This is a genomic window from Sinorhizobium mexicanum, from assembly GCF_013488225.1.
Lineage (GTDB): Bacteria > Pseudomonadota > Alphaproteobacteria > Rhizobiales > Rhizobiaceae > Sinorhizobium > Sinorhizobium mexicanum.
The window spans coordinates 2,012,599-2,033,213 of sequence record NZ_CP041238.1; the positions used below are offsets into that span (position 1 = coordinate 2,012,599).

Annotated in this window: 21 protein-coding genes and 2 tRNA genes; 11 read left to right on the forward strand and 12 right to left on the reverse strand. The window is 60.7% G+C overall.

From position 1 onward, the window contains the following. Positions 1-57: 57 nt before the first annotated feature. Entirely contained in the window at positions 58-381 is a 324-nt protein-coding gene (locus tag FKV68_RS09535; protein WP_180941239.1) for an HlyU family transcriptional regulator, read from the forward strand. A 182-nt stretch (positions 382-563) separates the two neighbouring features. On the opposite strand, the gene FKV68_RS09540 is transcribed toward FKV68_RS09535, so the two are convergent. Next, a complete protein-coding gene (locus tag FKV68_RS09540) occupies positions 564-2,537 on the reverse strand; it encodes a bifunctional 2',3'-cyclic-nucleotide 2'-phosphodiesterase/3'-nucleotidase (protein ID WP_180941456.1) in 1,974 nt (657 codons plus the stop codon). A gap of 169 nt (positions 2,538-2,706) precedes the next feature. Next, on the reverse strand, positions 2,707-3,168 hold the full coding sequence (locus tag FKV68_RS09545) for an Lrp/AsnC family transcriptional regulator (RefSeq protein ID WP_180941240.1): 462 nt from the start codon (positions 3,166-3,168) through the stop codon (positions 2,707-2,709). Between the two features lie 156 nt (positions 3,169-3,324). On the opposite strand from FKV68_RS09545, the gene ald reads away from it, so the two are divergent. Continuing rightward, positions 3,325-4,443, forward strand: a complete 1,119-nt coding sequence (gene ald / locus FKV68_RS09550; RefSeq protein ID WP_180941241.1) for an alanine dehydrogenase — start codon at positions 3,325-3,327, stop codon at positions 4,441-4,443. Between the two features lie 67 nt (positions 4,444-4,510). Here the strand turns inward: ald and FKV68_RS09555 are convergent, their stop codons facing one another. From FKV68_RS09555 to FKV68_RS09575, 5 genes are all read right to left on the reverse strand, one after another. After that, positions 4,511-4,978, reverse strand: a complete 468-nt coding sequence (locus FKV68_RS09555) for a DUF1203 domain-containing protein (protein ID WP_180941242.1) — start codon at positions 4,976-4,978, stop codon at positions 4,511-4,513. Positions 4,979-5,143: 165 nt separating this feature from the next. After that, positions 5,144-5,707, reverse strand: coding sequence for a GNAT family N-acetyltransferase (locus tag FKV68_RS09560; RefSeq protein WP_180941243.1), 564 nt, complete (start codon positions 5,705-5,707; stop codon positions 5,144-5,146). 5 nt (positions 5,708-5,712) lie between these two features. After that, a complete protein-coding gene (sseA, locus tag FKV68_RS09565) occupies positions 5,713-6,576 on the reverse strand; it encodes a 3-mercaptopyruvate sulfurtransferase (RefSeq protein WP_180941244.1) in 864 nt (287 codons plus the stop codon). A gap of 18 nt (positions 6,577-6,594) precedes the next feature. Beyond that, positions 6,595-7,344 (reverse strand): alanyl-tRNA editing protein, encoded by a 750-nt coding sequence (locus tag FKV68_RS09570; protein WP_180941245.1) that lies wholly within the window; start codon positions 7,342-7,344, stop codon positions 6,595-6,597. A gap of 8 nt (positions 7,345-7,352) precedes the next feature. Further along, entirely contained in the window at positions 7,353-8,393 is a 1,041-nt protein-coding gene (locus FKV68_RS09575; RefSeq protein WP_180941246.1) for a cysteine synthase A, read from the reverse strand. 322 nt (positions 8,394-8,715) lie between these two features. Here FKV68_RS09575 and FKV68_RS09580 point away from each other — a divergent pair, with 322 nt between their 5' ends. Beyond that, positions 8,716-9,561, forward strand: coding sequence for an SDR family NAD(P)-dependent oxidoreductase (locus tag FKV68_RS09580; protein WP_180941247.1), 846 nt, complete (start codon positions 8,716-8,718; stop codon positions 9,559-9,561). Here the strand turns inward: FKV68_RS09580 and FKV68_RS09585 are convergent. From FKV68_RS09585 to FKV68_RS09595, 3 genes are all read right to left on the reverse strand, one after another. After that, positions 9,549-9,875 (reverse strand): SMR family transporter, encoded by a 327-nt coding sequence (locus tag FKV68_RS09585; protein WP_180941248.1) that lies wholly within the window; start codon positions 9,873-9,875, stop codon positions 9,549-9,551. The genes FKV68_RS09580 and FKV68_RS09585 overlap by 13 nt on opposite strands. Beyond that, a complete protein-coding gene (locus FKV68_RS09590) occupies positions 9,872-10,228 on the reverse strand; it encodes an SMR family transporter (protein WP_180941249.1) in 357 nt (118 codons plus the stop codon). The genes FKV68_RS09585 and FKV68_RS09590 overlap by 4 nt, the downstream gene beginning before the upstream one ends. A 74-nt stretch (positions 10,229-10,302) precedes the next feature. Beyond that, a tRNA-Asn gene (locus FKV68_RS09595) sits at positions 10,303-10,377 on the reverse strand. A gap of 139 nt (positions 10,378-10,516) precedes the next feature. Between FKV68_RS09595 and FKV68_RS09600 the strand changes: the two genes are divergently transcribed. Together FKV68_RS09600 and FKV68_RS09605 are read left to right on the forward strand one after the other, a co-directional pair. Next, entirely contained in the window at positions 10,517-10,810 is a 294-nt protein-coding gene (locus FKV68_RS09600; protein WP_180941250.1) for a hypothetical protein, read from the forward strand. Between the two features lie 163 nt (positions 10,811-10,973). After that, positions 10,974-11,047: transfer RNA gene (locus tag FKV68_RS09605), tRNA-Cys, on the forward strand. Positions 11,048-11,401: 354 nt separating this feature from the next. Here FKV68_RS09605 and lexA read toward each other — a convergent pair. Then, positions 11,402-12,121, reverse strand: a complete 720-nt coding sequence (gene lexA / locus FKV68_RS09610; protein ID WP_180941251.1) for a transcriptional repressor LexA — start codon at positions 12,119-12,121, stop codon at positions 11,402-11,404. 178 nt (positions 12,122-12,299) lie between these two features. Then, complete coding sequence (locus FKV68_RS09615; RefSeq protein ID WP_180941252.1) at positions 12,300-13,241, reverse strand: LysR family transcriptional regulator; 942 nt, start codon at positions 13,239-13,241, stop codon at positions 12,300-12,302. Between the two features lie 376 nt (positions 13,242-13,617). Between FKV68_RS09615 and FKV68_RS09620 the strand changes: the two genes are divergently transcribed. Genes FKV68_RS09620 through FKV68_RS09645 form a run of 6 tightly spaced genes read left to right on the forward strand, consistent with a single transcriptional unit; the run spans position 13,618 to position 20,610 of the window. Beyond that, a complete protein-coding gene (locus FKV68_RS09620) occupies positions 13,618-14,544 on the forward strand; it encodes an NAD(P)-dependent oxidoreductase (protein ID WP_180941253.1) in 927 nt (308 codons plus the stop codon). A 42-nt stretch (positions 14,545-14,586) separates the two neighbouring features. Further along, the gene (locus tag FKV68_RS09625) at positions 14,587-15,708 is read left to right on the forward strand and encodes a mandelate racemase/muconate lactonizing enzyme family protein (protein ID WP_180941254.1); all 1,122 of its coding nucleotides are present in this window, start codon (positions 14,587-14,589) and stop codon (positions 15,706-15,708) included. Between the two features lie 5 nt (positions 15,709-15,713). Continuing rightward, positions 15,714-16,916 carry a thiolase family protein gene (locus FKV68_RS09630; RefSeq protein ID WP_180941255.1) on the forward strand — a complete coding sequence of 401 codons (1,203 nt, stop codon included), beginning with the start codon at positions 15,714-15,716 and terminating at the stop codon, positions 16,914-16,916. Beyond that, entirely contained in the window at positions 16,913-17,374 is a 462-nt protein-coding gene (locus tag FKV68_RS09635; protein ID WP_180941256.1) for a Zn-ribbon domain-containing OB-fold protein, read from the forward strand. The genes FKV68_RS09630 and FKV68_RS09635 overlap by 4 nt, the downstream gene beginning before the upstream one ends. Before the next feature lie 7 nt (positions 17,375-17,381). Then, positions 17,382-19,550 (forward strand): acetate--CoA ligase family protein, encoded by a 2,169-nt coding sequence (locus tag FKV68_RS09640; protein ID WP_180941257.1) that lies wholly within the window; start codon positions 17,382-17,384, stop codon positions 19,548-19,550. Further along, positions 19,516-20,610: an ABC transporter substrate-binding protein gene (locus FKV68_RS09645; protein ID WP_180941258.1), complete on the forward strand. Its 1,095-nt coding sequence runs from the start codon at positions 19,516-19,518 to the stop codon at positions 20,608-20,610. Before FKV68_RS09640 ends, FKV68_RS09645 begins: the two co-directional genes overlap by 35 nt. Positions 20,611-20,615: the final 5 nt, after the last annotated feature.

Genomic DNA, 20,615 nt, shown 5'->3' on the forward strand with positions numbered 1-20,615 from the left:
GGCATTGCCGCGCACTTAGCCTTTGACAGCGCCAGCGGCCACGGCTAACCATGAGATATGGCATCGTTTTTCTCGAAATTGTTCGGCTTCTCCGGTGGTGGTTCCAAAGAAGAAACGGCGCAGGCCGCCGGCAAGACGGAATCCTATGGGGACTGCTTGATCCGCGCGACTCCGATGCGCGAGGGACCGCAATATCGCCTGGCGGGCAGCATCGAAAAGACGATGCCCGATGCCGGAGTGAAGGTGCGCACCTTCATTCGTGCCGATCTTTTCGCGTCCGAACAGGATGCCATCGATGCAGCTCTCAGAAAGGGCCGGCAGATCGTCGACGAGCAACGCGCCGCGCTCTTTCAGGACGACTCGCCATCCAGGCCGGTGTAGCGCCGCCGTCGCCGGGCGCCAGTCGATGAATATCGTCGCATAATGCCGTTTAGAGGGTTTTTCTGAACCTTTGCGTTAGCTTCCAACCGCGCCTCGCATCTCGCGGCAAGATTCTGAACGTGAACACGGCGGGCCGGCTTCTCAATATAGCGCCTGTCGGCCCACCTCCACGTTCGGGCGTCTCAGAGCTTAATACGGAATCGGGCGAACCCTTCCGCGCTTTCGCCAGCGTCTTCGATCGCAACGGCTTTTACCTGCGACAGGAACTGTCTCGCCTTTGGGCTACTGTCGAAAACCACGCTCGTGTCCTTGAGCCGCACAAATTTCCAGTTCGCATCGGCCGACGGGTTGATCGTTCCCTGTTCGACGATGTAGCGGACGATGACATCGCGATTGGTGTCTGGCGCGACGAAGATCACCTTGTCGGAAGCGATATCGGGGAAGTTGCCGCCACCGCCGGCGCGATAGTTGTTGGTCACCACCACGAATCTTTGCGTGGGATCGATCGGCTTGCCGTCGAATTGCAGGTTCTGGATGCGCGTTGCCGCGGCGCTCACCAGATTGCCGTCCTTGTCGAACTTCGCCGGTTGGGTGAGGTCGATTTCATAGGTGACGCCGTCGATTACGTCGAAATTGTAGGACGGAAATCCCGCGTTGATCAGCTCCGCGTCGACCGATCCGGGAGCAACCTGGTTGAAAATTCCGGCCGACATTTCGAGCCAATTGCGCACCTGGTCTCCATCGATGACGACGGCCTGTACCGTGTTCGGATAGAGGTAGAGATCGGCAACGTTCTTGATGGCAATGTCGCCTGCCGGTACGTCGGTATAATAGTCGGCGCCGCCACGACCGCCGGCCTTGAACGGAGCCGCCGCGGACAACACCGGCAGGTCCTTGTGCTCGGTGTCCTTGAGCATGTCGCGGATGTACCAGATCTGCGCCTGGCTGACGATCTGGACCGAGGGGTCGTCGGCGACAAGGGCGAAATAGGAATAGAGCGGTGCCGAGGTCTTGCCGACCGGGGTGCGGACATAGGCAAGCGTCGCCTCATGATCTTTCTGCGCGGCGGCCAGAACGTCCGCCTTGTCGCCGACTTGAGCGATCACCTTCTTCTCTTCCCGCCGATAGATGGGGCGAGCTTCGCTCGTCGAGCTGATCACCCGCCACGCGGTACCATCGCGCTCGAGGAGCAGGTCGATCAGGCCAAGATGCGAGCCCCAGAAGCCGCCCATCACGCCCGGCTTGCCGGAAATCAGCCCCTTCGTGTTGTCGACACCGGCGAAGCCCTCAAATTTAGGTCCGGGAAAGTCGAGGTGGCTGTGACCGGTCACAATGGCGTCAATGCCGTCGATCGCAGCCAAGGGTACCGATGCATTTTCGAGGTTTTCGGCATAGTCCTGCTGCCCGATTCCAGAGTGGGAAAGCGCGACGACGATATCGGCGCCTTCCTCACGCATCTGCGGCACAAAGGCTTCCGCCGCCTTCACGATGTCGCGTGCATTCGCCTTGCCCTCGAGGTTCTTCGCATCCCAGGTCATGATCTGCGGTGGGACGAAACCGATCAGGCCGATGCGAATTGCATGTTCCTGGCCGGCGCCGTCTTTTACCTTGCGGTCGAGGATGACATAGGGCTTGAGAAAGAGCGCGTCCTCACGTGCGTTCGCCGCGAGCGCGCCCCTGGTCAGGTTGGCGCAGACGATTGGAAAATTGGCCCCGTTGAGAACGTTGAACATAAAGTCCAGGCCGTAGTTGAATTCATGGTTGCCGAGCGTGCCGCAATCATATCCGAGCACGTTCATCGCGGCGATGATGGGGTGCAGATCGCCTTCCTTCATGCCGCGCTTGTAGGCGATGTAATCGCCCATCGGGTTTCCTTGAAGGAAGTCGCCGTTATCGACGAGGACGGAGTTCGTTGCCTCTGCACGGATCGCATCGATGATGGAGGCGGTGCGGGCAAGGCCCACCGTGTCGTTCGGCTTGTCGCCGTAATAGTCATAGGGAAAGACGTGCACGTGCAGATCCGTCGTCTCCATGATGCGCAGGTGTGCCTGGTTCGCCGCGGCGCGTGCGGAAAAAGGATGAAGCATCGCGAGGGCGGAGGAGGCGGCGAGCCCACCAAGCAGCGAACGGCGCGAAATGGGATGAGGGGCGGTGATCGACTGCATCACTGTCTCCATGTTGAAAAACTCTGCGCGGACGTGGCACAAGCCGGCAGTAAAGCATTGGAATGTAGGGGACTATGGCGGAAGGCGCCCGCAAGGCAAAGCGGCAGAATCTTGCCTATTCGACGCCTCAGTGCGGAATGGCATTGGACGCCGAAGACGCTCAAATGCCGACATTCGGCCGGTCGATGACCTCGCGAAGAGAGAAGCTAGAATTGATCTTCACCACATGCGGCAGGGCCGACAGCCAGTCGCGGTGAATTCGCTCGTAGTCCTCGAGGTCCTTGGCCGCGACGCGCAGGATGTAGTCGTATTCGCCAGACATCAGGTAACAGACCAGCACATTGGGACAGAGTTTTACGGCAGCCTCGAATTCCGTAAGCGTCTTGGCGAACTGGCCCGACAGCGAGATGTGCACGATGACCATGATCTTGTAGTCGAGCGCCTTGTGCGCGATGCGGGCGTGGTAGCCGCTGATCGTGCCCGATTTTTCGAGGATGTCGACGCGCCGGGAGCACGCAGACGGGGAAAGGCCGACTTTCGCGGCGAGATCCGCATTGGATATCCTGCCGTTCAGCTGAAGGATCCGCAGAATCGCATGATCAATGGTGTCGAGCTCGCTCATGCGTGATTTCCTTCATCATTTCGCTTAAGCACGCAATAATATTCGAAACCAATGCGCTGTCCGACATCTCTTTGCAAGGACATTCGCTAGACCATCTGTTTTGCTGGAAGCATCATCAATGCGGCGCAAAGCCCACAAAAGGAGAGGAACGCTCAGATGCGTGTCGGTTGCCCGAAGGAAATCAAAAACCATGAATACCGTGTTGGTCTGACCCCCGGTTCGGTACGGGAATACGTCGCCCATGGTCACGAGGTGATCGTCGAAACCAAGGCCGGGGCAGGGATCGGGGCAGACGACGATGCTTATCGCGCCGCAGGGGCGCGGATCGTTTCGGCGGCCAGGGAAGTGTTCGAAAAGTCGGACATGATCGTCAAGGTCAAGGAACCGCAGCCTTCCGAATGGACCCAACTGCGGGAAGGCCAAATTCTCTATACATATTTGCATCTTGCGCCGGATCCCGAGCAGACAAGGGGACTACTCAACTCGGGCGTCACGGCAGTCGCCTACGAAACGGTAACGGATGAGCGCGGTGGATTGCCGTTGCTTGCGCCGATGTCGGAAGTCGCCGGACGGCTTGCCATCCAGGCGGGCGCGACGTCGCTTCAGAAGGCGAACGGCGGCCGTGGTATCCTCCTTGGCGGTGTGCCGGGAGTGTTGCCCGCCAAGGTCGCCATCATCGGCGGTGGCGTTGTCGGGCTGCATGCCGCCAAGATGGCTGCCGGTCTCGGTGCGGACGTTTCGATCCTCGACCGCTCGATCCCGCGCCTGCGTCAGCTCGACGATATCTTCAACGGCCGAGTTCACACCCGCTTCTCGACGATCGATGCGCTTGAGGATGAAGTCTTTTCCGCCGATCTGGTGATCGGCGCCGTGCTCATCCCAGGGGCTGCCGCCCCCAAGCTCGTCACACGCGAAATGCTTTCCGGCATGAAAAAGGGCGCGGTTATCGTCGATGTTGCCATCGACCAGGGCGGTTGCTTCGAGACTTCGCACGCGACGACGCATTCCGATCCGACTTACGAGGTGGACGGCGTCGTGCACTATTGCGTCGCGAATATGCCGGGCGCGGTGCCGGTGACGTCGGCGCATGCGTTGAACAACGCCACGCTTTACTACGGCCTGCAACTCGCCGATCGCGGCCTCAAGGCGATCGCCGAGGACCGGCACCTGCGTGCCGGTCTGAACGTGCACAAAGGCCGGGTAACGAACGGGCCTGTGGCAGAGGCTCTCGGCTATGATGCCCACGCGCCCGAGGCTGTTCTCAACGTCGCCTGACACGCTTCCTTTGCGGGCCCGGCGTTCATGCCGGGCCTTTGTGCGTCTCATAGGACGCGCTTTAGTCTCAGCTAATCTCGATACGGCACTGATAGCAATTGTATTTGGCGGAACGCACGTGCACGTAGGCGACGTCCGCCCGAGCGAGCAGTTCTTCGGCGCGCTCCGTCAGGCTTTCCACGCCAACGACGCCACCGGTTCCGTAGACGATGCGATCGTCGCTACCATATCCCCGCAACAGATACTCCTTGCTGGATGCGAGGATGGGCGGCAGCGACTGCCCGTCGTGTGCCGGGCATTCGTCGGCATGCAGGAAGATCGGTCCGGTCTCCGCGTAAGCTTGCACTGACGTAAAGGGCCGATAAGCCAGGACAAGATAGGGTTTGCCGCGATCGACGTTGCTGAGACAATGCCGGCAGGGAACGCCGGCGCCATCCGAAATACGCTGCTCAGGGTGGTTCCCATAAGCATCAAGACCGCTACCACGCAGTCGTTCTGCGTCGTCGTCGGGCATCGGGATGTAGCGCAGGGCCATGGCGGTTCTCCTCGTCAAAAGCAATCTTGAGGAGATGGATGCGCCGTTTCTGGTCGTACCGACACCCGAAACTTGCCTATCGCATGTTTTCGATCGGAAGCCCGATTTATGGGGAACCGTGCTGGAATTTAGAGCGCTGCTGCGCTGCGCGCTGTGCCGTATCCGTCAGAGCTTTCTTGCCAAGGCCAGCAACTCGTCGTCACTCAACGGTTCGACAATTGCCTCCCGCGTCGCAACGGGCGAAAAACCGAACTGCTGGTAAAGCTGAAGGGCGCGCGGGTGGTCGAGATTGTTCGTCATCACCTTGACCTTGCTGGGGTTCATCGCCCAGGCCGCCAGCAACGTCTGCAGCAGGAACCATTTGCCCAGGCCGAGACCGAGCGCGTGTTCCATCAGGCCGAAATGGGTGAGTTCGATAACAGCGTCTTCGCGTTCGTGCAGTTCGAAGAAGCCAGCCGGCGCACCGTCGACATAGAGTACGGTGACCGTCGCTGCCTTGTTGTGGAGCACCTCCGCCAGGTCCTCGTCGCTCATCCGCAGGCGCTCCGTCCAATGCCAGCGCTTGCCGACGCGAAGGTAAAGGAAGCGGTAGTAGGCGAGCGGGATGTCCGGTACACGCAATACCGCCGTGTGGATATTGACGGGTATCGGCAGGCTTTGTTTGGGCGGTGACGTCATTTCGAGTTCGGTCACGTGCGCCGTGATCGCTGCAGGTTTCGATCCTGGCATGGCATTCACTCTCTGCCGGTCACGACCGGCGTGTCGGGTCGTCCGCCCCATTCCGACCAGGAGCCATCGTAGAGCGTATTGTCCGTGTGCCCCAACGATTGAAGGGCAAGAGTTATGATCGCCGCGGTGATGCCGGACCCGCAAGTGGTGACGACCGGCTGCGTCAGGTCGACGCCGGCATCACTAAAGGTTTGGCGCAAGGCGCCGAGGCTCTTGAGCTTGCCTCCTTGGGAAAAAACGCCGGATGGCAGGCTCCTGGCTCCAGGCATATGCCCCGAGCGCATGCCGGCTCGCGGCTCCGGTTCCTCGCCGGTGAAGCGGCCTGCGCCGCGCGCATCGGCAATCTGCGCGAGCCGGTTCTCGACAACTTCCTTCATGCGCTCGAAAGAGGTGACGACGGCCGCATCGAACGTAGCATTGAAGACACGCGGCGTCGGGTTCGGGACTTCCTTTGTCGTCGGTCGTCCCTCCGCCTTCCAGCCATCCATCCCGCCATCGAGAACGAAAACGTTCGTTGCACCCATGATCCGGAACATCCACCACACACGCGGCGCGGTGAAGATTCCCGGCCCGTCGTAAACGACGATCGTATCGTTCTCGCCGATGCCCATGGCGCCGACGGCCTGGGCGAAGGCTTGCGGCGAGGGGAGGGTATGCGGCAAACCGCTCGATTGATCGGCGATCTTATCCTGGTCGAAGAATATGGCACCTGGGATGTGCGCGGCCGCGTATTCCGATTTCGGATCCCGGTTCTGCGCCGGCAGGTACCAGGCAGCATCCAGGATCTTCACCGACGGTTCGCCAAGACGCTGCTGGAGCCAGTCCGCAGAGACGACAAAAGCACTCTTGTTCTCGTTCTTGTTATCCATTGTCGTCACTCCACCGACTCAGACGGCCGCACGTTCGTCCGGCGTTCCGAAGCGTATCCGAAAACGCCGATTCTCCTTACCCTTCTTTTCGATCTTGGCGATGTGAATCGCGCCCACCTCCTGGGTCTCGGAAACGTGCGTGCCACCGCAGGGCTGGCTGTCGACGGCGGAGTCTTTTCCGATGCAGACGAGGCTCACCCTGCCAAGCCCCATCGGCGGGCGGACATTCTTCGACTTGACGATGCCGGGGTTGGCGGCGAGCTCCTCATCCGTGATCCATTGCACGTAGACGGGGTGGTTCTCGTCAACGAGCTTCATGAGCGCGGCCGTCACCTGGTCCTTGTCGATCGTCTCGCTCATGTCGAAGTCGACACGGCTTTCGTCCTCCCCGACGGCGGCGCCGGTGATCGGGAAAGGGCAAACGACGGAAAGCAAGTGGCAGGCGGTATGCATGCGCATCAATCGGTACCGGCGCGGCCAGTCGATGTGGAGCACCAGCTTTTCGCCGATCGCCGGCGAAGCCTGACCTTCTGCCGGGGCGTGGATGATGACGTCTTTGGTGGCGCCGTGCCGGGTGCCTGTGATCGCGATTCGGCTTCCATCGCGACGCTCGAGAAAGCCGGTATCGCCCGGCTGCCCGCCGGAGGTGGCGTAGAAGCACGTCTGATCAAGCTCGATCCCCCCGTCCTCGAGAATTCCGGTCACGTTTGCCTCGCAGGTCGAGAGGTAGAAATCTTCACGGAAGAGGGCGGTAACGGTGTTGGTCATCGCAAATTTTATCCGACGGGTTCGTATGGCACGGTGACATTCGAAGTGGACTTCAGCCAGTTCGGTACTGGCAGGCCCTTGGAGGTCAGAAAGTCGGGGTTGAAGAGCTTCGACTGATAGCGGTTACCATAGTCGCAGAGAATCGTCACGATCGTGTGGCCGGGGCCGAGATCCTTGGCGAGCCGTACCGCACCGGCAATGTTGATGCCCGTCGAGCCCCCGACGCAGATCCCTTCCTTTTCGATCAGGTCGAAGACGTAGGGCACAGCTTCCGAATCGGGAATCTGGTAGGCGAAGTCTGGCGTGAAACCTTCGAGGTTGGCGGTGATGCGGCCCTGACCGATACCCTCCGTGATAGAGCTTCCGCTCGCCTTGAGCTCGCCATGTGCATAGTAGTTGTAAAGTGCGGCCCCTTCCGGATCGGCAATACCGATCTTGACGGCCGGATTCTTGGCCCGCAATCCTTGCGCCACGCCGGCGAGCGTGCCTCCAGAGCCCACCGCGCAGATGAAGCCGTCGACCTTGCCGTCGGTGTCACGCCAGATTTCCGGCGCTGTCGTTTCGACATGCGCGTCGCGGTTCGCGACATTGTCGAACTGGTTTGCCCAGATCGCGCCGTTCGGTTCTGTCTTGGCAAGTTCGGCGGCCAGTCGCCCCGAAATCTTCACGTAGTTGTTGGGATTTTTGTACGGCACTGCGGGAACTTCGACGAGTTCGGCACCCAGCAGGCGCAGCGCGTCCTTCTTTTCCTGACTCTGCGTTTCGGGAATGACGATGACCGTGCGATATCCGAGCGCGCTCGCGACGACCGCGAGACCGATTCCAGTGTTGCCGGCGGTGCCTTCCACGATGACGCCGCCGGGCTTCAACTGCCCGGATTTTTCCGCCTGGCGGATGATCCAGAGGGCGGCGCGGTCCTTGACCGATTGCCCCGGATTGAGAAATTCCGCTTTGCCGAGGATGGTGCAGCCGGTGGTTTCGGAAACGGCCTGGAGCCGGATCAACGGCGTGTTGCCGATCGCTTCGAGCACGGACGGAAGAACGGTCATTTTGCAAACCTCACGCTGGACGGAACGGACACCGGGTTTCAACCCAGCATAATCCCTGATGAACGACGATCCGATAAACATTTGGTTTACAGGCAAGATCGCCGAAATATTGGCGTGTTTTCGGCTCAGCCTGTGCACGAGGCAAGAAATAGCGTTTCGCAGCTAACCTGTCCCGGGCAAAATTCGTCTCGGTCGTGAAAAGATCGGTCGTACGAGGAAAATTTGGGAAGGCGCTGCCGTCGGAGAGGTATTGAGCCCGGGCCGGGGGAGACAGCCACGGGCTTTGGAAGGGAAAGCCCTTCCCGATGGACGCGAGGACGAAATGACGACAGCATTCACAGCCCGACCCGAGCATGGACTGGTCTGGATAACAGGGGCGAGTTCGGGCATCGGCCGCGCCGTGGCCCTCAGGCTGGTTGAGGAGGGCTACTCGGTGGTCGTCACGGCACGCAGCCACGAGAAGCTCGTGGCACTTCAGCATGAGGCTTCAGGACCGGGCAGGATCGTCGTTCTCGATGGCGACGTCACCGACCCGCGTGACATGGAGCGCTTGCTGGCCGCCATCGAATACGACCACGGGCGGGTGGCTTTGGCCGTGCTCAATGCGGGGGTCGCGATTCCGGTGCGCGGCGATGATCTTGGTCGGGAAGCCTTCGACAAGAGCTTCGCCGTCAATCTATATGGCGTCGTCAATTGCCTCGTGCCCGTTGTCGAGCACATGAAGACGAACGGTCATGGCCAGATCGCCGTCGTGTCATCGGTGGCGGGATACTGCGGCCTGCCGATGAGCGCCGCTTACGGAGCCACCAAGGCGGCACTCATCAATATGGCTGAGAGCTTGAAATTCGACCTCGATCGTCTCGGTATCCGCATGCAGTTGATCTGTCCGGGCTTTGTCGACACGGCCGCTTCGGCCAGAGGCAAGTTCCCGCGACCGGCTCTGGTGAGCGTCGATGAGGCGGCGGAGCGCATATGCCTCGGCTTGAAATCCGGGCGCTTCGAGATCACCTTCCCGAAACGCTTTACCTATGCCGTTAAGCTGGTGCGGTTCCTGCCTTATGGCGTCTACTTTGCGCTTCTCAACTGGCTAATCCCCCAGCGTGCACCCGCAGCCGCCATGAAAAAGGAGCAATCCCGTTCAAAGGGGCGGCCTCGTCAGGCAGTGTGAAGCACGAGTACCGCGCCGAAGACGAGCGACAAGCCGACCCAGCCGACAGGTTTCAGTTTCTGACCGAAGAAGAGGCGCCCGCAGATCGCTGTGCCGAAGATGCCGGTCGCGCCGAGCACTGCATAGGCGATGGCAAGTTCCATACCTTTGATCGCTTCGGCGAGCAGCGCGAATGCGGCAAGTACCAGGAGAATCGAAAGCACCCCCCAACCGCGCCGCGCGAAGCCGTTCGACTTCGTGGACGCCAGATTCGCTGCGACGTCGAGGATGCCCGCCATAACCGCGAAAGCGAAATAGAAGCCGTCTGCGCTCATCGGGCTGCTTCTCCCTCCGCTTCCTCTTCCGGCACCTCACCGGCGTTGACAAGCAGTATTCCGACGATAGCCATTGACAGGCCCAGCATCTCGCGACCGCTCAGCACATGGCCAAAGACGAACACGGAGACAAGCGTGATGAGGGCGACACCGGACCCTTCCCAGATGGCATAGGCGACGCCGACGGAGATCGTCTTCACGGCCTTGGCAAGGAACACGTATGAGAGCGCGATCGAGGCGTACATGATCGCATGCCCGACATAGGAGCCGGAGGCGGAAGCAGCCTTCATCGCGGTGAGACCGGCGACCTCTGTCGTGATTGCGAGAATCAGGAAAAGCCATGCAACACGCATGAGGAACCTTCAGAGACTATACCGACAAACGAAAAGAGCCATTCGGGCCTTCGCCGCGAATGGCTCTTTGAAACTGGCTCCCCGGGCCGGATTCGAACCGGCGACCTATCGATTAACAGTCGAGTGCTCTACCGCTGAGCTACCAGGGATCATCTGCGCCGCAGAAGTGAGGCTGCTAATACAAATGCTTTTTCGATTTGCCAAGCGGTTTTTCAAAAAAAATGACAACGTCGGTTGCGAGGCTGTGGAGAAGGCCCCAATTCTGGGGAGGAGTATGAAAGAGCAATAATGACGAACGACAGGAAAGAACGGCATTTCGGCATTGATCCGCAGACGCACGAACTCGTCCTCGGCAAATGGCGTATGAACTTGCCCGACTCGCCGGTGCTGCGGATTCTCTTTGGCACGCTCCTTGTCTTGGGCGGACTGCTGGGTTTTCTGCCGGTACTAGGCTTCTGGATGATTCCTCTGGGACTGCTCGTGCTTTCTCACGACATACCCGCAATCCGCCGCCGTCGCCGCAAGCTGGCGGTCTGGTGGGCGCGCTGGCGCGGCCAGCAAAATTCTTCCGACAAATCCTGAAAGGGCACATGCGGCAGCGGAGCGCCAGGGGCCGCATTGTCGGAACGCTGCGGAGAACGGGGATGACCTCGCGTCGTCCCACCCTTTTTCGGACCACTCCCCCTTGCACTCCTCATAGATTCGTTCTAAACGCCGGCCATCGCTTGATCGATCGGGCGTGTGAGGCCTCGTGGCGGAGTGGTGACGCAGAGGACTGCAAATCCTTGTACCCCGGTTCAATTCCGGGCGAGGCCTCCAAAGCTTTATTTCAAGAAAATCAATGACAAGTGCGTAGGCAGACGCTTTGTTGTTTGGCTGACGGCACAGTCGTTCGGCGCGCAAACGCGCTTCGCGGCGATCGGTGCTGTCATGAACGCGATCGGCGCCTAAGGCTGTAAAGGCCGTTCGCTTGGCCGCCCAAAGTTGCAGCGTGATTTTCTACTGCATGTCTTTGTCCTTGAGTCGACCTCGACTTAAGGACAAAGACATGCAGCAATTCAGTGCTACAGCGACCGTTGCGGTGCGATAAGACGCAGGGCTCTGTAGGCGCCCGCTGGCCTGCGCAAGTCGGATCGCGGTGCCCGACTTTTGCCGGGCAATAGCCCGGCTCAATTAGTGATAGCGGCGAATAAGGCCGACGAGCTTGCCTTGGATCTTGACGCGGTCCGGCCCGAATATACGCGTTTCATAGGCCGGGTTGGCCGCTTCGAGCGCAATGGACGCGCCTTTTCTGCGGAACCGCTTGAGGGTTGCCTCTTCGTCATCCACAAGTGCAACGATGATGTCGCCGGGATTGGCCGTGCTCGTATTCCGAATGATCACGGTATCGCCGTCGAAGATGCCCGCCTCGATCATCGAGTCGCCCTTGATCTCGAGCGCGTAGTGTTCGCCACTGCCGATCATCTCCATCGGGACGGAAATATCGTGTGTGTTGTTCTGGATCGCGGAAATCGGGACACCGGCTGCGATTCGCCCCATGACCGGCACTGAAACCGATGCAGTATCGCTCGGCGACGCCGATTTGGCTGTGGCGGCAGGCGCGGCAGGTGGCTTGCCCAGGCTGCCTTCGATCACACTTGGCGAGAAGCCACGCCGAGGCTGCGGGTTCGCCGTGTAGGCCTCGGGCAGCTTGATGACTTCTAGTGCGCGCGCCCGATTGGGAAGACGGCGAATGAACCCGCGCTCTTCAAGCGCGGTGATCAACCGATGGATGCCCGACTTGGAGGCGAGGTCCAGTGCGTCTTTCATCTCGTCGAAGGACGGCGGCACCCCGGATTCCTTCATTCGTTCGTGAATGAACAGAAGCAATTCCTGCTGCTTGCGGGTTAGCATGGCGCGTCACTCCAGAATCGCGAAACAAATCAAGAACAGACACTATCTGTTCCATATGTGTTCCGCAAGTGCCTAAAATTCCGTGAATATCTGGCTATCGCGAATTCCTGTGGAGACGCGTCGACCGTTCCGCCGACTGCCTCGCCGTCCGCAAAAGGGCAGGGTCGCGCTTCCGGTCTTATATTTTCGTCAGCTTGGTAAGGGCGTCGGGGTTTGTGCGCGCCGCCGCCGTGATCTCCTGGATCAGGGCCTGGCTCGCGACCGGAATCGAGACGTCCGATCGGAAGATCAGCCCCACCTTTTGCGGTGGCACGAGCTCGTGGATGTCGAGCTGAGCGGATATGTCGATCTCGACCAACGAACCGGTCTCGAGCTCGATGCGCACGGCGTCCTGGCGCACAAGGCCGATGAACTCGCTCTTCTGAAGAATGTTCTTGACGAACATCGGAGAGCCGCTGCGCAATACCGATTTATTGAATTCGGTACCGACAAGCTTGCGGAGCGCGCCTTCGAGATCGCGGTTGCCGGTCAGTACCACCCAAGGATACTGCGTCAGTTCGCTGAGCTCGATCTGGTGGCCCTCGAGCATGGGGTGACCGGCGCGTACGACGAGGATCATGGAATCGAGATAGAGTTCGCTCTGTTCGACATCGGGCGGAAGATCCTCTGGCTCGAAGAGGGTGGCGATCAGGAAATCGAGATCCCCGAGAAGCAAGGGACGGATCAGGTCGCTGCGGGTACCATTGGCGATGTTGATGGTGAGGCGCCGCTCGTCAGTCACAAGTCTGAGGATCGCGAATGCCAGCGTGCGGCTGTCGGGGCCAAGCGGAGCGCCGACGTTGATCTCGCCCGAGCCGAGCGTGCGGAGCGCTTTGATATCGCTCTCCATCTTGCGCATCTCGGCCGCAATGCGCCGGGCGTGATCGAACACCGCTTCGCCGAAAGAGGTGAGCGTGATGCCGCGAGGCCCGCGGTCGAGCAGAGGGACGCCGAAAGCATATTCAAGCATCTGGATGCTTTTCGAAAGCGCCGGCTGGGAAAGATTGAGGCGTTGCGCGGCCTTGTTCAGGCTGCCCAATTCAGCGACTGCAAGGAATCGGTTGACCGAACGCAGATCCATATTTCACCTCCCCGAGAAACTGGATTTGACGATAGTCAGTTCTAACTTTTGGTTTGAACGATATCAAATCATTCTTCTTGATTTTAGAACTTCCCAACCGCAGACTTCGATCATTCCCGGCGGCCACAATCGATTTCCGCAAGGGAAGACCGAAGCGAGAAATCCTTCAGGACGGGGTTGTACGAAGCCGTGAGGAGACGGTGTCGCACAATCGAAGCGACGGTCGAGGAGGAGTATTTCCGGACAGTCCGGATTCAATCATCGCCTGATCATGGTCGGCCTTCAGGGAACGCGCCGCGCGTCCCAAGGGTCTCGGCTGGCTTTTCTACAGCACCGCGTCAGACGCGCAAACGGCTGTAGTACTTTGAATTAGTGCATGTTTTTATCCTTAAATCGGATCCGATTTAAGGAAACATGCAGTAGGCACGGGGAGGATTGCATGTCAGTAAGAGTTGGATTCGTGGGTGTCGGCGCAATGGGATTGGCCATGGCATCGCACGTGCTGAAGGCGGGCTTCGCCGTGGCTGCCTACGACCTTGATGCGGACTGTCTCGCCAAGGCTTCGGCGGCGGATATCATGGCCGCGAAAGACCTCGCCGATCTCGCGACGATGGCCGACGTCTTCATCGTCGTCGTCGCGACCGATGACCAGTCGCGTGCCGTAACCAGGGAGTTGGCGCCCCTCGCCAAAAAGGGCTCGGTCATTGCGATCGCCGCGACCAACAATCCGGGCACGATGCGCGAACTCAGCGATTACTGTGACGGCTATGGTGTCCGGTTCATCGACGCGCCGGTTGTCTACGGTCTGGAGGGAGCGCGCGAGGGTACGCTTCTTTCGCTCTGCGGTGGACGCGAGGCCGATGTCGAAATGGCGCGTCCGGTGTTGATGAGCTACAGCCGCGACGTCCTGCATGTCGGCGATGTCGGCTCCGGACAACTCGCCAAAGCCTGCAACAATCTGCTGCACTGGATCCATTGTGTCGGCAATTACGAAGCGCTGCTCCTTGCCAAGCGCTACGGCGTCGATGCGCAGCGCATGCGCGAGATTCTGCTGAAGAGCCCCGGCTACAACAATACGCTGGAGCGTTGGGACGGAACTCGGTTCACCTGGCACGAGAAGGATATGGACGTCGTTCTCGACCTTGCGCAGGCGGGCGGGCTGGTGCTGCCGCTGAGCGGCCAGACCGACCAGCTCATCAAACTGTTGACGCCTACCGACGTGCGCGACCTGCTCTACGGTCCCGAGGCCCACTATCTCGGCCGCCGCGTCGTTGCGATCAATGGCGAGGCCGCGACCACCTGAGGATTCTGCTCTGCCGACGTTTCGCGCAACGGGAGCTGAATCATGGAAATTGTCGCATTCGATGTCGAGCCGGTGGTCCTGAAGAAGGACGATCCGGAATGGAAGTTCGCGCTTGGTGCCAATCCGAACACGGAAGGTGTGATCCTGCGCATCGCAACCGCAGAGGCGGAGGGGTTCGGCTATGCCTCGGCCACCGCCCATATGGGCTCGATTAAGTCCACGCTCGTTGCCGAACTCGGTCATTTTCGTCCGTTGGTGGTCGGCAGCCGCGCCGACGAGATCGGCGCCATCATGCAGAGGCTCGACCGCAGGCTCCGCGGGGCTCCACAGGCCAAGGCCGCTGTCGACTGCGCGCTCCACGACCTTCTCGCACGGACGTTGAATGTCCCGCTCGCGACGCTGCTTGGCGGCAAACTGCGCAGCGAGGTGTCGATCCTGCGCATTCTCGCCATCAAGTCACCGGATGAGATGGCTGCGCAGGCAAGGCGCCTGGTCGACCAAGGATATCGTTACCTCAAAATCAAGGTGCACGGCGAAGTCGATGAGGACGTCGCGCGGGTCGCGGCCATCCGTGCCGAGGTCGGCCCAGACGTGCATCTGACGATCGATGCCAACCAGTCCTATTCGCCGAAGGATGCAATAACCGCGATCCTTAAAATGGCGGACCATGGCATCGAGCTCGTCGAGCAGCCGGTGCCAGCCGAGGATCTCGAAGGCTTGTCACTTGTGACGAGGATGGTCCCGATCGCCGTCGAGGCCGACGAGGCGGCGGGCTCTCTCGCAGAGGTCTATGACCTGGCAAAGCATCGACGTGTCGATGCGATCAGCCTGAAGATCCCGAAGCTCGGTGGTATCCGAAACACGCTCACGGCGGCCGCGCTCTGCGAGCAGGCGGGCATAAGGTACCGGATGGGTGCCGCCGTCGGCAGCCGGCTGCTCTCCTCCTTCGCCATTCATCTCGCCTGCGCACTTCCGGGGGCGGAATACGCCTGCGAGCTCGGCGAGTTCGAGCGACTACTCGGCGACCCCTTTGGTGGCTTGTCGGTCGAAGATGGGGTGCTCCGCCTACCGTCCGGCCCCGGAACGGGAGTGCAAAAGATCGATGCCAGCACGCAGGGCCTAGCGACCGAGAATTACGAAGCGTTCACGATGACGAAAGGATGATCGAGGTGGGAAAGCATGCATCTTCTGGAAAATACGCGATCGTTGGTCTCGGCGTCGTCGCCGGGCCGCAGCCGGACCGATCGGAACGAATGATCGCGGCAGAGGCGGCGAGGCTTGCGATCGCCGATGCCGGCCTGACAAGGGCCGATATCGGTGGTGCGATCGATCTTCGACGTACGGGCGGCGGCGGCGACCGCGCCAGTTATTCGGACGCCTTCACGCGTGTTCTCGGCATCAAGAACAATTTCTACTTCACCTGTGGGCGAGGCGGGGCACTGGCCGGTCTCGGCATGGCCGCCGCCATGTCATACCTCGACCGGGGCATCGCGGACTATGTCGTGCTGATGGGAGCGGTCACAGACTGGTCGCAATCGCAGGAGACCCGCAAGAAGGGGTTTCGCGGCATGGCGCATGCTGAAAAGCGAGGCTACTGGGGAAAGCCGCTCGGGGACTCCCGCGCTGTCAGCCACCACAGCTGGATGGCGGCCCGCCACATGGCCGTCTACGGCACGACCAGCGCCCAGCTCGGCGCCATTTCCGTCGCCCAACGGGAGTGGGCCTGCATGAACCCGGAAGCCAAGATGTATGGCCGTCCGATCACCATCGAGGATCACCAGAGCTCTCCGCTGGTCGCTGAACCCTATCATCTGCTCGACATGAGCCAGGTATCCGATGGCGGGATCGCCTTCATCCTCACCACGGCGGACCGCGCCAAAGATTGCGCCAAGCAGCCAGTCTACGTGCTCGGCCAGGGATTTGGCGAAGTCTCCGCCGACTTGTGGTGGGAGAAGAAGAATTTCACCCACATGGCCGTCGAGCCAGCCAAGAAGCAGGCTTTCGGCCAGGCCGATATCACGCTCGACGATGTTGACTGCGCCCAGCTCTACGACTGCTTCACGGCAGAGGTTCTGTTCCAACTCGAGGACTACGGCTGGTGCAAGAAAGGGGAGGGCGGCGCCTTCGTCGCTGACGGCAACATGGCGCCCGGTGGCTCGATCCCGGTCAACACCGGCGGCGGCCTGCTCTCCTGCTACCACCTCGGCGATTTGACCGGGCTTGCCGAGTCCGTCCGGCAGCTTCGCGGCGAAGCCGGCGAACGCCAGATCGAGGATTGCGACATCGTTCTGACCACCGGCCATGGCGGCGAGCTTGTCTCTCCCGGCATGTGCTCGATCCACACCTGCACGCTGCTCGGGAGGCACGCATGAACGTCAATCCGCAATCCTACACGGTCGATCTCGACTGGAAGAAGCCCTATCCCAGCATCGACCATGACAATGAAGCCTTCTGGGACGGGCTGAAAGAGCACAAGCTGCTCGTCTGGAAATGCAATCAATGCGGCGCGGTCTACTGGCCGAAGGCCTATTGCCAGAACCACGAGAACGAACCCTTCGCCGCCAACTGCGAATGGACGGAGGCGTCCGGGCGCGGCAAGATCTTCGCCTTCAACATCCATCACTGGGCTTTCCATCCCGGCTTCAAGGAAGAGGTGCCGTACGTCTACGCGCTGATCGAGCTCGACGAAGGGCCGTTGATCAGCTCGCAGCTCGTCGGCGGCGACCTGCCGACCGACATCCACAAGATCGGGCAGATTGTGGAGATCGTCTACGAGGACCATCCCGCCCAGGGCTTCACGCTCCCCAAGTTCCGTGTCGTGAGGGAATGAGGAACACATGACTGGCCAGATACATTCCCTTCTTGCCAGGAGCCTGCTTGCGCCTCGTTCCGTTGCCTTTGTCGGGGTATCCGCCAAGGGCGGCGCCGGCAACAAGATGCTGAATTCGGCGCTGCGCTCCGGGTTCGAAGGCAAGATCTGGCCGGTCAATGCCAACGCCTCGGAGATCGCCGGCGTGCCCTGCGTCCCCAGCCTCAACGCCTTGCCTGCCGTGCCGGATTGCATCGTGATATCGGTTCCGGCCGAAGGCGTGCTCGCCCTTGTCAAGGAGGCCGCATCGATTGGCGTTCGCGCCGCTCTCGTCGTGTCCGAGGGTTTTGCCGATGCCGGAACGCCCGAGGGCAGGGAGCGACAGGAGCGTCTTCAAGCCATCGCGAGGGCTTCGGGCATGGCGATCGCCGGACCCAATTGCATGGGTATCGCGACGCTCGCCCACCGGTTTGCCGCGACCATGGCCGACATTCCCGCAAAACTCGATGCCGGCGGCATTTCGCTCGTCTCGCAGAGCGGCGGCCTGCTCAATGCGGTTGCCGAACTCAGTGCCAATCGCGGCATCGGCATGAACTATCTGATCTCCATCGGTAACCAGGCAGTTCTCGATCTTGCGGACTATATCGATTTCCTTGCGGATGACCCGAAGACGAGCGTCATCGCCTGCATCATGGAGGGTGCAAAGGACGGGCGGCGGTTCCGCGCCGCGGTCGAGCGGGCATCGAGAGTCAAACCGTTGGTCATCCTGAAGCTCGGCCAGAGCACCGCCGGTCAGGCCGCCACCTTCGCCCACACCGGCACGCTTGCCGGCAGGCACGAGGCCTATGAGGCACTGTTTCGTGCCAATGGCGTCGCTGCCGCTTCAAGCCTCGATGAACTGGTGGAAACGGCAGCGCTGCTGGCAACGGCGCCCCTGCCTGCGGGTGATCGCGTCTGCCTGCTGACTGTCTCGGGCGGCGCCACATCGCTGATCGGCGATCTCGGCGAGCGGGCCGGCGTCACCTTCGGACGGATCGACGAGGAGACCAGCCGCCGGGTCGGCGAGGCGCTCGGCGTTTTGCGCGATTTCGGCAATCCGCTCGATACGGTCGGCATGCCACGCCTACGTCAGGAGGGCGCGATCGAAGGCGTCGTCGGCGCGCTTCTCGATACTGCCGAGATCGATGTCATCGGGCTCGTCCTTGGCATGCGCCTCGAAGGCGCCGAGAATCACGAAAGGCTCGTCGGGCGCATGGCGGAGATCGCCAGGACGGCAAGCAAGCCGCTGCTGGCACTCTCCTTCATCTCGAACAGTCTGACGGCGCATTGGCGCGGCTATGCGAGAGAGAAGGGGCTGCCGCTTGTGGAGGATATCGAACTCGGGTTGCGCGCGATCCGCCACTTGACCGATTACGCGGCCTTTCGGCACAACATGTCCACGCGCCGCGAGCCACCGCAGACGCGCCCCGCGCCCGGGAATGTCAGCGCCGCTGTTGCCCTCAGCGAGGCGGAAAGCAAGCGCATCGTCGGCCGCGCCGGCCTTCCGATAACGCGGGAATATCTTGCTGCGACGCCAAAGGAAGCAAAAGTCCTGGCCGAGAAGATCGGCGGCCGCGTCGCCCTGAAAATCCAATCCCGCGATATCCCGCACAAGTCGGATGTCGGCGGCGTCCATCTTGGCGCCACCGTCGACGATACCGAAATGATGTCGCAGAAGATTTTGACAAATGCCAAAACGGCCTGTCCGAAGGCTGCCATCGACGGTATCCTCGTCCAGGAAATGGTTGGTGAAGGCGCGGAATTCATTATTGGCATGACGTATGACGAACAATTCGGCCCGCTGGTTGTCGTGGGCGGCGGCGGCGTAATGGTCGAGGTGTTCAAGGATGCAAGTGTCGGTTTGGCTCCGCTGACCCGTCAGCAGGCCACCGAGATGGTCGCCCGGCTGAAGATTTCCGTTCAGCTCGACGGTTTCCGCGGCGCCCCCCCACTCGATAGAGAAGCCCTGATTGATTGTCTCGTCGCGTTCTCGAACTTCGTGGCGTCGACCGACGGCCAGTTTGCGGCCATCGATCTCAATCCGGTCTTCGTTCGCACCCAGGGGAGGGGTGTGAAGATAGCCGACGCCCTCATCATCACCAGCAGTCTTTGGGAGGAAGACAATGAACAGACGGAGCCGCATTACGCAGTCAGTTAGCATAGTCATGGCTTTCCCGCTTTTGGCGGGTCTCGGGACACCGGTGTTTGCGCAGAGTCAGGAGGAGATCCTGCATTACGCCGGTGCCGATAGAGAGAAGGTTCTCGCGGAAGGCGCCGCCAAGGAAGGTGAACTCGTTGTCTATTCGGCAATGATTGCCGATCAGGCCCTGCAGCCGCTCACCGACGCCTTCATGAAGAAATATCCATCGGTGACCGTGACCTTCTGGCGCGGCGACTCCGAGGATATCGCGCAGCGTGTGCTTGCCGAAGAGCGCGCCAACAATGTCGTCGTCGACGTCGTCGAAGGCACCAGCGTCAGCGAAAACCTGATCAAGGCCGAGGCGGTTCAGACTTTCACCTCGCCGATGCTCGATCAGTATCCGGATTCCTACCGCGATCCCAACCATCTGTGGGCGGCGACCCGGGTCAGCTATTACTGCATGGCCTATAACACCGACATGGTGAATGCGGCCGACGTCCCGAAGAGCTACGAGGACCTTCTCGACCCGAAATGGCAAGGCCAGATCGCTTGGCGCATCGGCAGCGAGAGCGGCACGCCACTGTTCATCACGAACCTTCGTTCTGCCTGGGGCGAGGAAAAGGCGGAAGAGTATCTCAAGAAGCTTTCGGCTCAGAAGATCGTGAATTTCGGCGCCGGCAGCGCGCGCACGCTCGTCGACCGGGTGATCGCCGGCGAATATGCGATGGCCCTCAATGTCTTCTGTCATCATCCGCTGATCAGTGCGGAAGACGGTGCGCCCGTCGCCTCACAGCTCATGAGCCCCGTCGCCTCGACGACGGCTACGCTGCTGATCCCGAAGAACATCCGGCATCCTTACGGCGCGGCGCTCTTTACCGATTTCCTCCTGTCGGAAGACGGTCAGAAGATCCTGCTCGGCGCCGACTATTTCCCGGCCCATCCGAAGGTGTTGCCATCGGAAATGCTTCAGAAGATCGTGCCGCATGAAGTCGGCTACGAGGAAAACCTCGTCCGTCCGGAGGCGCTCGTCAACAATGGCAAGAAGTCGGACGAACTGTACCAGACGTACTTTCGATAATTGAA